The 14631-nt window shown below is 52.7% G+C and carries 14 protein-coding genes; 4 read left to right on the forward strand and 10 right to left on the reverse strand.

What is annotated here, in order from left to right:
- Positions 1-259: 259 nt before the first annotated feature.
- Positions 260-646, reverse strand: a complete 387-nt coding sequence (locus DCX48_09140) for a hypothetical protein (protein QXE14648.1) — start codon at positions 644-646, stop codon at positions 260-262.
- 374 nt (positions 647-1020) lie between these two features.
- Between DCX48_09140 and DCX48_09145 the strand changes: the two genes are divergently transcribed.
- Positions 1021-1149 carry an entericidin A/B family lipoprotein gene (locus DCX48_09145; GenBank protein QXE17200.1) on the forward strand — a complete coding sequence of 43 codons (129 nt, stop codon included), beginning with the start codon at positions 1021-1023 and terminating at the stop codon, positions 1147-1149.
- A gap of 93 nt (positions 1150-1242) precedes the next feature.
- Here the strand turns inward: DCX48_09145 and DCX48_09150 are convergent, their stop codons facing one another.
- Genes DCX48_09150 through DCX48_09160 form a run of 3 tightly spaced genes read right to left on the reverse strand, consistent with a single transcriptional unit; the run spans position 1243 to position 5147 of the window.
- Positions 1243-1698 carry a GNAT family N-acetyltransferase gene (locus DCX48_09150; protein ID QXE14649.1) on the reverse strand — a complete coding sequence of 152 codons (456 nt, stop codon included), beginning with the start codon at positions 1696-1698 and terminating at the stop codon, positions 1243-1245.
- Between the two features lie 12 nt (positions 1699-1710).
- Positions 1711-2934: a lysophospholipid transporter LplT gene (gene lplT / locus DCX48_09155; protein QXE14650.1), complete on the reverse strand. Its 1224-nt coding sequence runs from the start codon at positions 2932-2934 to the stop codon at positions 1711-1713.
- The gene (locus DCX48_09160) at positions 2931-5147 is read right to left on the reverse strand and encodes a bifunctional acyl-ACP--phospholipid O-acyltransferase/long-chain-fatty-acid--ACP ligase (protein QXE14651.1); all 2217 of its coding nucleotides are present in this window, start codon (positions 5145-5147) and stop codon (positions 2931-2933) included. Before DCX48_09160 ends, lplT begins: the two co-directional genes overlap by 4 nt.
- Before the next feature lie 633 nt (positions 5148-5780).
- Between DCX48_09160 and DCX48_09165 the strand changes: the two genes are divergently transcribed.
- The gene (locus DCX48_09165; protein ID QXE14652.1) at positions 5781-7433 is read left to right on the forward strand and encodes a HAMP domain-containing protein; all 1653 of its coding nucleotides are present in this window, start codon (positions 5781-5783) and stop codon (positions 7431-7433) included.
- Between the two features lie 63 nt (positions 7434-7496).
- On the opposite strand, the gene DCX48_09170 is transcribed toward DCX48_09165, so the two are convergent.
- The 5 genes from DCX48_09170 to DCX48_09190 form a co-directional block, all read right to left on the reverse strand.
- Entirely contained in the window at positions 7497-7964 is a 468-nt protein-coding gene (locus DCX48_09170; protein ID QXE14653.1) for a GNAT family N-acetyltransferase, read from the reverse strand.
- A gap of 2 nt (positions 7965-7966) precedes the next feature.
- On the reverse strand, positions 7967-8734 hold the full coding sequence (locus DCX48_09175; GenBank protein ID QXE14654.1) for an FCD domain-containing protein: 768 nt from the start codon (positions 8732-8734) through the stop codon (positions 7967-7969).
- Positions 8735-8952: 218 nt separating this feature from the next.
- Positions 8953-9270 (reverse strand): PTS sugar transporter subunit IIB, encoded by a 318-nt coding sequence (locus DCX48_09180; protein ID QXE14655.1) that lies wholly within the window; start codon positions 9268-9270, stop codon positions 8953-8955.
- Between the two features lie 29 nt (positions 9271-9299).
- Entirely contained in the window at positions 9300-10736 is a 1437-nt protein-coding gene (locus DCX48_09185) for a glycoside hydrolase family 1 protein (protein QXE14656.1), read from the reverse strand.
- Positions 10737-10760: 24 nt separating this feature from the next.
- Positions 10761-12098: a PTS sugar transporter subunit IIC gene (locus tag DCX48_09190; protein ID QXE14657.1), complete on the reverse strand. Its 1338-nt coding sequence runs from the start codon at positions 12096-12098 to the stop codon at positions 10761-10763.
- Between the two features lie 286 nt (positions 12099-12384).
- Here DCX48_09190 and DCX48_09195 point away from each other — a divergent pair, with 286 nt between their 5' ends.
- Positions 12385-12729: a PTS lactose/cellobiose transporter subunit IIA gene (locus tag DCX48_09195; GenBank protein QXE14658.1), complete on the forward strand. Its 345-nt coding sequence runs from the start codon at positions 12385-12387 to the stop codon at positions 12727-12729.
- A 133-nt stretch (positions 12730-12862) separates the two neighbouring features.
- Entirely contained in the window at positions 12863-13888 is a 1026-nt protein-coding gene (locus DCX48_09200) for a LacI family transcriptional regulator (GenBank protein ID QXE14659.1), read from the forward strand.
- 23 nt (positions 13889-13911) lie between these two features.
- Here DCX48_09200 and DCX48_09205 read toward each other — a convergent pair whose 3' ends face one another.
- On the reverse strand, positions 13912-14466 hold the full coding sequence (locus tag DCX48_09205) for an XRE family transcriptional regulator (protein QXE17201.1): 555 nt from the start codon (positions 14464-14466) through the stop codon (positions 13912-13914).
- Positions 14467-14631: the final 165 nt, after the last annotated feature.

Consider the following 14631-nt stretch of genomic DNA (forward strand, 5'->3'; position numbering starts at 1 on the left):
AAAGAATGTAAGAATATCAGGGCTGCTGATATATATTGGCTTTTGTTAAAATGTCTCCCACCTGCACAGCTTAAATACAACGTTTAGGGAATTTCCGTAATATGCTATCTGTTGGCGGATGTACAGAAAACAACAACGCGATAGCTATGCCCAATGAAATAAGGGTCAATGCCGTTGAATAGTTATTTTAATTTTGTATAAGAGATTGAAAAAATATCCGGGGAAAATAATATGCCCCGGTTAGATGTCTGTATTGATATTATGTCGGCATCGAGAATGTCGTGACTTTATTAGACTGTGGATCGATAGAGATGATGCAAATTGCTAAGTTACCACCGAAGCGATCTTTACGATCGGATATTTTAAGATTGTAAGTCTCAGAGAAGGACGTGTAGCCGGATGAATTACTTTCATTAAGCTTAAATCCAACTAATTGTTCGAAGTAAGATCGCGTTTGCCCAACGCTGTTTTTGCATTGGTCATTAGTGATAGTGCCGACTTTTCTTGTGGACGTCGTCTGTACAGCGTTCGACGTTTTAGGCGTGAGTGCCTCATTCACTGCTTTCATCTGATCGCCAATATTTTTCGGAAAGTCAGCACATGAGGAAGTAGCCAGTACAAGCCCGCACAGTAAAATTTTTTTCATTAAAATCCTCATAATATTAAAGGGGTTGCTAATTTTAGATTCCATTTTTTACAAAGTGTTAACCATATTTTACCTGTTTGTATCTGTCAATACGAATCATCGATTATAGAAGCTGACCAGCCCCCGCAGATTAGTACATTCAGATGTTAGCAACATCCGCTCCAGGCAATAGCTGCCGTTCAAATTAGGTTTAGCTCTGTGCATTAACAGAGTCAGATCAGAGCTCATACCCATCAACAGCAACATAATTTCAAACGATATCAGCTGGTTCAGGCTATACGAGGATTGAATTTTTACCTGCGGTTATGACACAGTAGAAACTTATCACACTCTATTTATCACACCTGTTTATCAACCACCTGCGGGTAACGATGATGAAACGTATAACAACAATCGTAGTAGCGCTGCTGGTCACAGCAGCATTGAGCGGCTGTAACACCACGCGCGGCTTTGGCCAAGACGTGCAGAAACTGGGTAGTAAAATTTCACACGCCGCTAGCTAACCCACCGTAAAATAACAAAAAACCGGCCATACTCAGCCGGTTTTTTCGTTTACGCCGCGATCTCTACTCTTTCCGCAGTTGGCTCAATATCCCTCAGAACGCCGACAGCATATCAATATGCGGGATACCGTCTTCGTCATATGCCTCACCGGTCGCCACAAAGCCAAACGCGCCGTAGAACGCCTGTAGATGAGCCTGCGCAGACAGGAAAAGATGCTTTTGCGGCCAGTGGCGTGCACAGGCAATCAACGCGTGCTCCATCAACTGATGGCCCAGATGTTGCCCACGAGCGTGAGGAGCCACAATCACGCGTCCAATCGTCACCACATCGTTGTTCGGATGAGGAGCGAGTAACCGAGCATACGCGGCCAGCTTGCCGTCGCGATATGCTGCGATGTGGCGATTACCGTCCACCAGATCGCGGCCATCAATATCCAAATAGGGGCAGGTTTGCTCAACCACAAATACCTGACTGCGCAGCGCCAATATGTCATGCAGTGAATACACGTTAAGGTCTGCCACATCCCAGTCATGCCATATCAGACTCATTTTCACCCTTCCCTATTTTGCACCGGCGGAACGTGCACGGCGCTTAGTCAGGATTAGCGATGCCCACAGCAGCGCAATCGCCAGCGCAAACAAAACGCCAAAACCAATCCCGATCGCGATAACCGAGACGCCCAGTTTCACCACCAGAGAATAGAGCCCCAGCATTAACAGCATAGCGCCGTTCTCACCCAAATTCTGTACGGCAATCGCATTACCCGCACCGACGCTGGCTTTTCCCCGTTCCTGCAACAGTGCATTAAGCGGAACAATGAAAAATCCACCCAACGCCCCCAGCAAAATCAGCAGGGAATAGGCGCTAAGGAGATTATGCTGAAGAGTGAAAATCACTACGACCACGCCGATCAGGAATCCCGCAGGCAGGCAGCGTCGTACATTATCGAGCGTAACCAGTCTGGCAGCGCCCCCCGCCCCCAGCACGATCCCCACGGCGACCATCGCATTAAGCAGCGTCGGCGTCGCGTTATCGGTAATGCCGAGCGCATGCGGCACCCACAGTACCAGCAGAAAACGCAGCGTCACGCCCGCGCCCCAAAACATGCTGGTGCCAATCAACGAAAGCCGGGCATCGCCATCGCGCCACAACACACGACAGGCAGAAAAGAAGCTGCTCGCCATCTGCACCGGATGCCACGGCTGCCCTGGACGTGCGGCGTTGAGATGTGGAATCAACATATTCGCGCCCAGCGCCACGCCATAAGCCACCGCACAAATCGATAGTGCCGCGTAAATATTCCAGTCCGCCAGCACGCCCCCCGCCACAGATCCGGTCAGGATCGCCGCAATGGTCGAGGCTTCCATCAAGCCATTGGCTTTGACCAACTGATCGCCACGCGTGATCTCACCCAGAATGCCGTATTTCGCGGGTGAATACGCAGCGGCACCAATGCCCACCAGCGTGTATCCCAGAAACGGATTACCACCCACGCAAATCAGCAGCGCTCCGGCCAGTTTCAGGGTATTGGCGAACATCATCACCCGCCCTTTGGCGAAGCTATCCGCTATTTGTCCGACAAATGGCGCTAACACGATGTACGCGGCCACAAACCCCATCTGCAAAAACGGCTGACTCCAGTCGGGATACACCAGCTGTTTGATCAGCGCTAACGTAGCAAACAGCAACGCGTTATCACCAAACGCGGAGAAGAACTGCGCGATAATCACCGCGCTCATACTACGCGACAGCAAAGGCGTCGCGGGTTCAGTCTGTTGACTCATGCACGAGGCTCCGACGCGTTAGTAATAGGTTGTTTGACGATCGATTGTTCGATGATCGATTGCTCGGAATTAGGCTCTTCAGCCATTTGGCGTAGCGTGACAAAATCAGGCTTGCCGCTGCCGAGTAACGGTAACGCTTTCACATAGCGAATATCACGTGGTACTGCCAATTCTGGCACCCCGCTGCTGCGGGCCTGTGCAAGCAGCACATCACGGGTTATCTGGCTGTCCGTTGTAAACAGCACCAGCGCTTCGCCTTTGCTGCTGTCGCTTTTCGCACTGGCTGCATGCTGCGCCTCCGGCGACACTTTAACCGCCAGCTGTTCCACGCTTTCGAGCGAGACCATCTCCCCCGCGAGCTTGGCAAAGCGCTTCACGCGACCGATGATGGTGCAGAACCCTCTTTCGTCGAGTTCGACAATATCGCCAGTGTCATACCAGCCCTGCTGCAATTCACCTTCTGCGTTTTCTGCAGCAGGCGTCTCGAGCACGCCGGGATTTTCCACCCTCAAATAGCCTTTCATGATATTCGGCCCGCGCAGTTGCAGCCGACCACCGCGCGTAATACCCGGCACCGTAATCAAACGCGACTCCATTTCCGGCAGCAGCAGGCCGACGGAATGGATTTTCGTCGCCATCGGCACGTTGATCGCCACTACCGGAGCGCACTCGGTCACGCCATATCCTTCCAGAATGCGGATACCGAATTTGTCCTGCCAGACCTGACGCGTCGTCTCAGACAGCTTTTCAGCCCCAGCGACCACATAGCGCAGACGAGCAAAATCATACGGGTGGGCAAAACGCGCATAGTTGCCTAAAAACGTAGACGTGCCAAACAGCACGGTACAGTTCTGGTCGTAAACCAGTTCCGGCACGATGCGATAATGCAGCGGGCTGGGATAGAGGAACACGCGAGCGCCTGTCATCAGCGGTGTTAACAGACCAACCGTCAGGCCAAACGCATGGAACAGCGGCAGTGCAGACATAAATCGATCGCGCGGGGTGAAATCCGCCACGGTACGAATCTGCTCAACGTTTGCCAGCAGGCTGTCATGAGAATGCACGACGCCTTTCGGATTCCCCTCAGAGCCGGAGGTAAACAGCACGATAGCCGCATCGTCGGGTTTCTGCGGCAGCATCGCGCGAGCAGGAAATAGCAGATGAAACAGGATCCACAGCTTATCCGTCAGCGTCACGGTGTCTTTCAAATCTTCCAGATAAACCCAGTTGGCCTCACTGACCTGCTTCGGTAGATCCGTCAGTTTGCCCTTTTCAAGAAACTGGCGAGAGGTGACGATCGTTTTAATCCCTGCCGCTTTCATTGCGCTTTGTAGCCCTTTCGCGCCAGCGGTGTAGTTCAGCATGGCAGGAATACGGTTACGCAGCGATGCGCCCAGAATGGATGCCGCAGTAATGGTTGCGTTGGGCAGTAGCATGCCAACATGTTCATCGGCGCGAGTGAAGCGCTGCAAAATGCGCGACACGCCCAGCGATTTTTTCAATAAGCCCTGATAGCTGTCTTCGTTAAATGAAATATCCGCAATGCTGGCAGAATGCCGTCCATAGCGGGATCTCGCCGCCAGAAATGCCTGATACAGCGTATGCTGCGGACGCGTTTCCATCCGCGCCTTCATCATAATCTGGTGCAAACGTTCACCGGCCAGTGCGCGACGCGCTCTGGCACTGCTGGCTTCCGGCATCGGTAATGTGGTCGGTGGCAAATAGGTGATAGTAACCTGTGGGAGGCAGCGGCGTTTAAACACGCCCGCCAGCCGACCAAACGGCGAAAGCTCGATCCCATCAATACGCACGGGAATAATTGTTGCCCCGGATTTCGCTGCGACAAACGCCGCGCCGCTGTAAACCTTCATCAGCGATCCCGTTACGCTAATACGCCCTTCAGGGAAAACCACGACAGGCTGGCCGCGCTCGATCACCTTGATCAGCCCTTTGATCGCCAGAGGCTTGGTGGGATCCAACGGCACAAAGTCGATATAAGGCTTCAACCAGCGCATAAACCAGCGATCGGAAATAGAAGAGTACACGGCAAAAACCGGTTTTATCGGTAAGAATAACGCCAGCAGGACACCGTCAAGGAAAGAGACGTGATTGGGGGTGATGAGCAATTTGGATTGCTGAAACTGGCTGCTGTCGCCCTCGATCCGGATGCGATACAGACGCTGGAACACCCAACGTAACAGGGTATGAATCATGCCTTCTCCCAATAGACAGATAAACGGGCAGCTTGCTAAAGCGCAAAACCACCAAACGATACGTCAAAATACTATATACACGCCATAGTTCAAGCGACGGTGCGCGGCTTAACGCGAAGATTGTCGTCAGCACATCATTCGCATAGCATTAAAATCGCTGGAGATAGCAAAAGCGGGAAATTCAGGCAAAAAAAAACCTACGCATCCGCGTAGGTTGGTGTAATCAAATGATTTCAATGTACAGAGTACATCGATGTATCACCAATCAATACCTCTGGGACTTGTTACTCTAGGGATCGCGACTTATCTTCACCAGCGATGAATCGAAAGAGTTATTCTATAAGTGCAACCAACTGTAAAATTCTAGCGAATCATGTAAGCCAACCACCTTCTTACCGCCTTTTCACCAGATAAATACCGCTATTTTCCCTTAAAGACTCCTTTTCTCTCCGATCCCTCTTTTTCACCCTTTTCCCGTCCGATCACATTTCCTGATTTTTTATGTATAAATGACCACTCAAACACAGGGGTATTAGTCCACTTTTTCAACAGAATCAATCAGAAAGTGAGGAGTAGGATCGCGGAGTCTGCATAGGGCAGACGCTGAATTTAACCAGGTGTGTGTAACGAATAATGAAGAACTACAAAATAGGTACCCGACTGGCCGGCGGCTTTGGCCTACTTATTGCGCTTTCGCTGGCCATGCTGACCAGCGGCATTTACCAACTTAACCAGGTGTCCAGCAGTACACAACAGATGATGCAAGAGCCGCTACGCAAAGAACGGCTGGCATCGGACTGGCATGCCACGCTCGTCGCTGGTGTCCAGCGCAGTATGGCGGTAGCACGCAGCAATGACGATTCGCTGGTTGAGCTATTTGCCGCAGAAAACACTCGGGCCAGTAAAGAAAGCGGTAAACGGCAGGAGGATTTTGCCAGCCTGATCTCTACACCAGAAGAAAAAGCCTTATTCGACAAAGTTGGCGAATATCGTCAGTCCTACATCAAAAAGCGCGATGCGATTATCACAGAAAAAGGCGCGGGTAATTTCGACAGCGCCAGAACGCTCTTCGACAATGAGTTCGTTCCGGCTTCCAATGGTTATCTGGCTAGCGTGGAAGCGCTGCGAGACCACCAACGCGCCAGCATCGATAAAATGGGGCAAAACATTAACGCTGGCGCAAGCCGTGGCGATCTCATCCTTGCCGTCACGGGCGTGCTGAGCGCCATCATCGGCGTCCTGATCGCCTGGGTGCTCACCCGCAGTATCGTGCAGCCACTGGCGCGTGCCGTCCGTGCGACACAGGCCGTCGCGGCGGGCGATCTGACGCACAATATTCAGCCGGAAGGACGCGATGAAGCAGCCCAGCTACTGCACGCGCTGCAAGATATGACGGTGCGTCTGCGTTCTATCGTTGGCGAAGTTCGCCAAGGGTCTGAATCCATCGCGGGGGCTTCTTCACAGCTTGCCGCAGGTAATATCGACCTTTCCAGCCGCACGGAAGAGCAGGCCAGTGCGTTACAGGAAACCGCCGCCTCCATTGAGCAGTTAAGCTCGACGGTCAGGCAGAATGCCGATAACGCCCGTCAGGCCAATCAACTGGCACAATCGACCACACAGCAAGCGCAATCGGGTGGCCAGTTGGTGACAGAAGTAGTGGAAACGATGGGCGCGATCGACTCTTCCTCGAAGAAGATCGTCGATATCATCGGCGTCATCGACAGCATCGCGTTCCAGACCAACATTTTGGCGCTGAATGCCGCTGTAGAAGCCGCACGAGCCGGTGAGCAAGGTCGTGGTTTCGCCGTGGTCGCCAGTGAAGTGCGCAGTCTGGCACAGCGCAGCGCCTCTGCGGCCAAAGAGATCAAAGAGTTGATCGATCGCTCCGTTCAAACCGTCGAAGCGGGCAACCGATTGGTGGTACAAGCGGGTGTGTCGATACAAGATATCGTCAATGGCGTGCGCAAAGTCAGCGATCTGGTCGGAGAGATCAGTTCTGCCAGCAATGAACAAACGATGGGCATTGAGCAGGTGAACGTTGCGGTGAACCAGATGGAAGTGACCACCCAACAGAATGCCTCGCTGGTGAATGAAGCGTCGGCCGCCACGCAGTCTCTACAACAGCAGGCCGCACAGTTGGCCGAGACGGTCAGCCAGTTCCGCTTAGGCAACGGCCATCAGATCGCCCGTACACCAGCGGCGGCGCCGTTAACCCTTAGGCCTGCGCTGGCAGCACCGGGCAAGAGCGGTATCGCAGCTGGTGAAGGAGACTGGACATCGTTCTGATGTCCCCGATACTTCTCGGGTTTGCTGTCTCTGAGTCATTTTTTATGCAAACTAAGAGACCGCCTACAGCGACTGGTGATACAGCCGCACGGCTTTGTCTGGGTAGTCCAGTCCATCGCCGATGTAACGCCAGCCGTGTTTTTCGTAATAGCCGCTAAACGTGGCGTACAGATAAAGATCGTCAAAACCTGCGCGGCGGCAGAAGTCCAGTACGTGCCGTTGCAGTGCCACGCCCAGACCTTTATCACGATAACTTTCTTCCACATACAGCGACGCCAGCCAAGGCGTCAGATCCTGTCGGCTGATTAAATCGCAGCGCCAAAGCCCCACCGTCCCAACTAAACGATCACCATCCAGTGCAATAAACGTCAGCGGCAGCGCCGCAGGGTTCAGGCTATTGCGCACCACGCTGGCAAAGAATTCACGGCTATTCTGGCTACCGAATGCCTGCCATATCCAGTCGATCACCTGTTCCTGATGCTGGGGATAATCAGCCAGATAAACAATGCTCGCCAAAGCCGTGTCCGCCATGACTACACCAGTTTCCCTTGAAAAATCGGCACAGAATCAAATAAATAGCCGTCGAACTCTGGCGCGTCGGCGTCGGAGATTTCCATCAGCGTATTTTTGACATTTTCAAGGTGTTGCCACATCGCCTGATAAGAGCCAGACACATCGCGACGCCGCAGTGCCGCCAGAATAGCCTGATGATCCGCCAGCCATTTCAGGCGATAACCCTGCGTACCAACGTGGGTATAAAGCTGCTGCCAGAGCGCATTATCGTCCCGGCACGCCCAAATATTGCTGACCGTTTCCAGCAGCATCTGGTTTTGCGTCGCGCCAGCAATTTGCAGGTGGAACAAGCGATCGAAATCACCGCGATAATCTTTTACGGCAATCGCGGCTTGCTCTTGCTCCAGTATTTTACGCAGGTTTTCGATATCCGCCCGCGTTGCCATGCGTGCCGCAAATGCAGCAATATTGCTTTCCAGCAGTTGGCGCGCTTGTAGCATTTCAAACGCGCCGATATGATTTTTGGCGCTGTCTGCCGCATCGTCTTCATCGGGAATACGCAGGACATAAACCCCGGAGCCCTGACGAATATCAACCGTACCTTCCAACTCAAGCATCAATAGTGCTTCGCGCACTATCGTCCGGCTAACGCCATAGGTTTCCGCAATATTTCGTTCAGGAGGAAGCCGCGATCCGACAGGGTAATCCCCTGACTGAATCTTCTGGCGCAAATCACAGCCGATTTCCTGATATTGCTTCTTCTCTTGCAGAACCACATCCTTCGCCACGCTTTCACCCTACATACACTGTCGCACTGAATGCGGGCGTCAGGCCCGCACCGATTTATGCCCGTCATACTTCAAGCTGCATGTACGTTGGCTTCTCTTACTCACCCCAGTCGCTTACTTGAGCAAGCTCCTGGGGATTCCTGCGCTTGCCGCCTTCCTGCAACTCGAATTATTTAGGGCATGCGCCCAGCCACACGTACTGACGTTGCGGTGGGGCATTAGTCTACCAAACTCAGCGCCTGATCCAGTACTTTTGCGCCATTTAATGTGCCGTAGGCGACAGAGTCGATCACCGCGATAGGAATCTGATAGCTGTCCGTCAGCTTTTTATTTTCGTTAAGTTTGAAACGCACCTGCGGCCCCAGTAGAACCGCAATAATGTCGCTGCCGAACTCCTGCAATTCATCCCGCAGATTTTGTTCCGGGATCGCGTAGATCTTAAACGCCATTCCCCGCGCTTCCGCTTCCTTCTCCATCTTGGTGACCACCAGTGAGGTCGACATGCCTGCCGAGCAAGCCAGTACGATTCTTTTCATATTCCGTTCCTCATTTTGGTTATCTGTGTCTATTTCTCTTCATCATCCAGCGTCAATTCAAGCCGACGCGTGTCGTGTAGCTGACGAAACCAGGCGGCGGATTTTTTCGGCCGCCGTTGCCGATCCTGTTCCAGATCGATTTCGATCAATCCGTAGCGGTTTTTAAACGCATTCATCGGCGAAACATTGTCGGTAAACGCCCACAGCATATAGCCTCGGCAGTTTGCCCCTTCTTCCTTCGCCTTCAGCGTCCAGTAAAGATGCTCCGCAATAAACGCAATGCGGTAATCATCCTGAATCACGCCCGCATCGTCTTTAAAGCGTGCCTCATTCTCAATACCGATGCCGTTTTCCGCCACAAACCACGGCACATTGTCGTATTCACGCTCTATACGCTTCGCCATGTCGTAAATGATTTTGGGATTGATCTCCCAGCCGCGCGAGGTGTTCATACGGCGTCCCGGCAACTCAAAATGCTCGTAGTAATAAGCAGGATGGAAAGGCGTTTCCTTGTTCCATTCACGGCTGGGCGCTTTTACCCGGTGCGGGTAATACAGGTTGATTCCCACCTCATCGACCGTGTTATCGCGGATGATCGCCAGCTCTTCTTCCGTGTAATCCCACTTCACCTGATGCTGCGTCAGCAGCGCGATCAGTTCCGCTGGGTATTCCCCTTTCAACGCCGGATCGAGGAAAACGCGGTTATAGAACAGATCGTAAAGGTGTGCCGCTTTCACATCATGCGCCGCACGAGATCGCGGATACGTCACTTCAGGGTTGAGGATCACGCCGATCGAGCCGCCGTCTCGGTCATAACCCTTCTGCCGAAACCGCTGCACCACTTTTGCCGTCGCCAGATTCTTATGGTGATTCCACTGCATCCACGTGTGCGTGTTCTGCTCATAAGGGTAGCGTAGCGCGTCCAGATAAACGCGCGTCTGCACCACAATCGGCTCATTGAAGGTAAACCAGCGCTTCACTTTTCCGGCATAGCGGGCGAAAACGGTATCGGCATACAGCACAAACCATTCCACTACCTGCTTTGATGACCAGCCCTGATACTTCTCCAGCAGGCAGGCGGGCAGTTCGTAATGTTCAAGGCAGATCATCGGTTCGATCCCCTGCCGGTGCATTTCATCCAGCAGATTATCGATGTAGGCTGCGTACTCCTCATCGACGATGCCCTTCTCATAGTCCAGCATAAAACGTGACCAGTTGATCGACGTACGATAGTGCGTCAGCCCCGCCAGCTTCATCAGCGCCACATCTTCTCGATAACGGTTAAAGAAGTCTGTCGCTTTCGCCGGACCATACCCGTTATGCCACACCTGACGATCCTGCTTGTACCAGAGATCCAAATAGGAATCCTGCCCTGCCTTCTTGCCGCTCCATCCTTCCGTTTGCCATGCCGATGCCGCCGCACCCAGAATAAAATCTGGGGGAATAGTCAGTGCAACCTTACTCATGCGTTACCTCTCTTCTCGTCCGTTTCAGGCTTTTTTCGCTGCGGCCTGCTTTTCCGCTTCCAACTGCGCTAACTCAGCTCGGCGAGACGCAACTTTGACAAACGGCAGATAGATCAGCATCGCAACGATGATGCACACGATCTGTGTCGCGACCGCCCCCATGGAGCCCGCCGTCGACAGCCAGGCGTTAATGATTGGCGGCGTCGTCCACGGCACCATCACCACCGCTTTACCGGCAAACCCCATACTGGTGGCGAAATAACCAATCGTACCGGTGACTAACGGTGTGATAATGAAGGGAATCGCCAGAATCGGGTTGAGCATAATCGGCATACCAAAAATCACTGGCTCATTAATATTGAACACGCTGGGGCCGAAAGAGATTTTGGCAATCTCTTTCATCTCTTTGCGTTTAGACGCGATCATCACCGCCATCAGCAGGCCAATCGTCAAACCGGAACCACCGATGCTCATGTACACATCCCAGAACGGCATGGTGATAATGTTCGGCACTTCCAGTCCCTGTTCGAACGCCGTCATGTTGACGGCAATCGCCCCCAGCAGCAGCGGTTCACGAATCGGTTTAATCATCTGGTTACCGTGAATCCCAATCACCCAGAACAGCTGGGCGACGAACATCAGCACCAATAAACCGGGTAGGCTTTGTACGACGGATTCAAGCGGCTGTTGCACCACCTGATAAACAGCGTCATACAGGTACATGCCCGTCACGCGGTGAAACACAAACCCAAAGGTGGCAATAGCAACCACCGTGATGATGGAAGGAAACAGCGCAGAAAAAGAGGCTGCAACATTAGGCGGCACGCTGTCAGGCATTTTAATCCGCAGCCGATCGACGCTTTCTAACCGGGTATACATTTCTACCGACAGGATGGCGATGAACATCCCCAGAAACAGGCTTTTGGTATCGGAAAACTGTTTCGCCAGCACGTCTTTGACCACCATCATCTGCCCGTTGACGGCCATTTCGATCGTGGTTGGCGTAACGGCAATAAAGCAGATCACCGCCAGCAGGCCGGGAAACAGCCCGCGTGAACCGTTAATCTTCCCAAGCTCGATACCAATCAGGAAGACGGCACCGATAGTCAAAAAGCTGAGCGTGGCGTAGTTAATGCCGCTCATGATCGGCTTGAGCTCCGCCAGAAACGAGAACATGGAGAAACTGGCCAGACCATTTTTAGGGTCCATCACCATGTTGGAAATCAGAACGGAAAACGCGCCGACGATAATGACGGGCATCAGCGTAATAAAGGATGCCTTAATCGCCATGATGTACCGCAGGCTATTAAATTTATTGGCAAATGAGCCCAATGAATCAATCAGTTGGTCCTTAAATGACATAACACCACCTCTTTGATCATCATATTGTTATATCGCGTGTTATACGCGGGATGGCCGTTACGCGCAGGGTAAATGCAGGTACCGCGCTTTCGCGTTTGGCATACCAAAAATCAACCATAATGAATTATTTTTCTGTGACATGATTCTCACAAGACAATATTGGAATTCCAATATGATGAAAATGTGATTTTTGGCATACCATAAGCGTTTGGCTATATAAATTCTTAGCTACATAAATTCTCAGCCAACTTAGGCTGTTTTCCTGACCGCGATAAGGAAACCTACGATGAAAGACACAGAGAACCTCCCTGAATTCGATATGGAACAAACCGTGATGGAGTTGCTGATCAACGCGGGTGAAGCCCGCTCAAACGCCATGATGGCAATTCAGGCCGCGCGTCAGCGAGAGTGGCAACAGGCCGACGCGCTGCTTGCCGCGTCACAAGAGACGGCGCGTGCCGCTCACCGCGTTCAAACACGGCTAATCGGTTTGGATGAAGGAGAAGGAAAGGTGCCCGTCAACCTGATCATGGTACATGCGCAGGATCATCTGATGACCGCCATGCTATGCCGGGATTTGGCGGAAGAGATTGTCTTGTTACGGCGAGAAATGGCTACATCACAAAACTGACAAAAATCGGGTTGAGAAACGAGCATCAGCCGTTAAATCCGACAATATGCCTGTGGTATCATGTCGCATGATGTTCGTAACAAGGATGGATTGGCTTTTTCAGCCCGTCATCATACTCAATTAAGGTGCAGCCATGAAAACCATGCTTGAAGTGGCGAAACGCGCAGGCGTGTCCAAAGCGACCGTGTCCAGAGTGCTAAACGGCATCGGCCAGGTCAAACAGGCAACGCGCGATGCAGTATTTCAGGCAATGGATGAGCTCGGCTACCGCCCTAATTTTCTGGCGCGTTCGCTGGCTCGCCGTACCTCAAACAGCATCGGTCTCGTTATCTCCAATTTTGACGGCCCCTATTTTGGCCGCCTGCTACGTCGTGCCGCAGAGATAACGGAAAGCAGCGGGAAGCACCTGATCGTCACCGACGGGCACGATACGCCCGAAGACGAAATGCGCGCGGTGCAACTTCTGTCTGACAGACAGTGTGACGCCATTATTCTCTACACCCGCTATATGTCCGAAGCGGATCTCATGACATTGCTCAACACGCAGACCATTCCAATCATGGTGATGAATCGCGATCTGCCGCAGGCGCGGGAACGCTGTATTTTCTTCCGCCAGCAGCAGGCCGCGTTTGACGTGGTGAATTACCTGATCGAACAAGGCCATCGCGAAATCGCCTGCATTACCGCACCGATGCAAACGCCGACGGCACGAGCACGCCTCGCGGGCTATCAGCAGGCATTAATCGACCACCAGATCGACGTTGACCCGCGCCGGGTGGCGCACGGAACCAGCATGGTCGCCAGTGGCTATCAGGCCGCACGCCAGTTGCTGGATAACGGCATCAGCTTTAGCGCGCTGTTCGTCAGCAACGATGATATGGCGATTGGCGCGATGAAAGCGCTATACGAAGCGGGGAAAAGATTGCCGCAGGATGTCTCCGTCTTCGGCTTTGACGATGAACCCTGCGCGACCTACCTGCACCCTTCACTTTCCACCGTCTATATGCCGATTGAAGAAATGGCCGCTACCGCGATTACGCAAGTGCTGGATCTGATTGCAGGCAAAGACGTCAAACCGCTGCAACCTTTTACCGGCGAACTTAAGCTGCGCGAATCGGTACAGAAAGGGCCGTATTACGGACAGCAAAACTCGCGGTAAAACCGATCGCCTTCTCCGTGTTATCAGCCGTGTTCAATCAACATTACCGCTGTCGTGTCCGCCTCCAGCGCGTCAAACAGGTGCGGCACATCAGCGGAATAGCTGATGTAATCCCCCGCGCTGAGTTCAATGGGCTGTGCAACAGGCCCGATTCTGGCGCGACCGTGGCCCAGAATCACATGCTCTATCGTTCCCGGTTTGTGCGGCTGGGAGAGTCTGACCTCGCCCGGCTGCACTTTAAGCCGATAAATATCACGCTGCACGCCAGCCGGACACGCGGCCAGCAGCGTCGCGGCATAGTTTGCCTGCTCTGAATAGGTCGCCGCCCCCTCGTTAGCCCGAATCACCTGCACATGCTGGCGAGGTTGCCCAATCAGCTGGCTCACCTGCACATCGAGCGCCATCGCCAGCGCCCAGAGCGTTTCCAAACTCGGGTTACCGATTCCACTTTCCAGTTGCGAAAGGGTTGATTTAGCCAGCCCCGCACGCTTTGCCAGCTCGGTTACTGACAGGTTTAACCGCTCACGCTCACGCCGGATAGAGACAGCCAGCCGTGCGATAGGCGTAGCGACCTGCATACCCTCTTGTGCGCTATTTTCCTGATTATCAATCATCATATCGTTCACCATAACGGCCGATTGTTCGACTTGACGAACAATCGATTCGTGTTCATTATTTCACTCTATTGTTCATTATAAAAAATTTCGTTCGATATAACAGCACTCTCGCACTGATTTTTTCAC

Source organism: Pectobacterium atrosepticum (assembly GCA_019056595.1).
Lineage (GTDB): Bacteria > Pseudomonadota > Gammaproteobacteria > Enterobacterales > Enterobacteriaceae > Pectobacterium > Pectobacterium atrosepticum.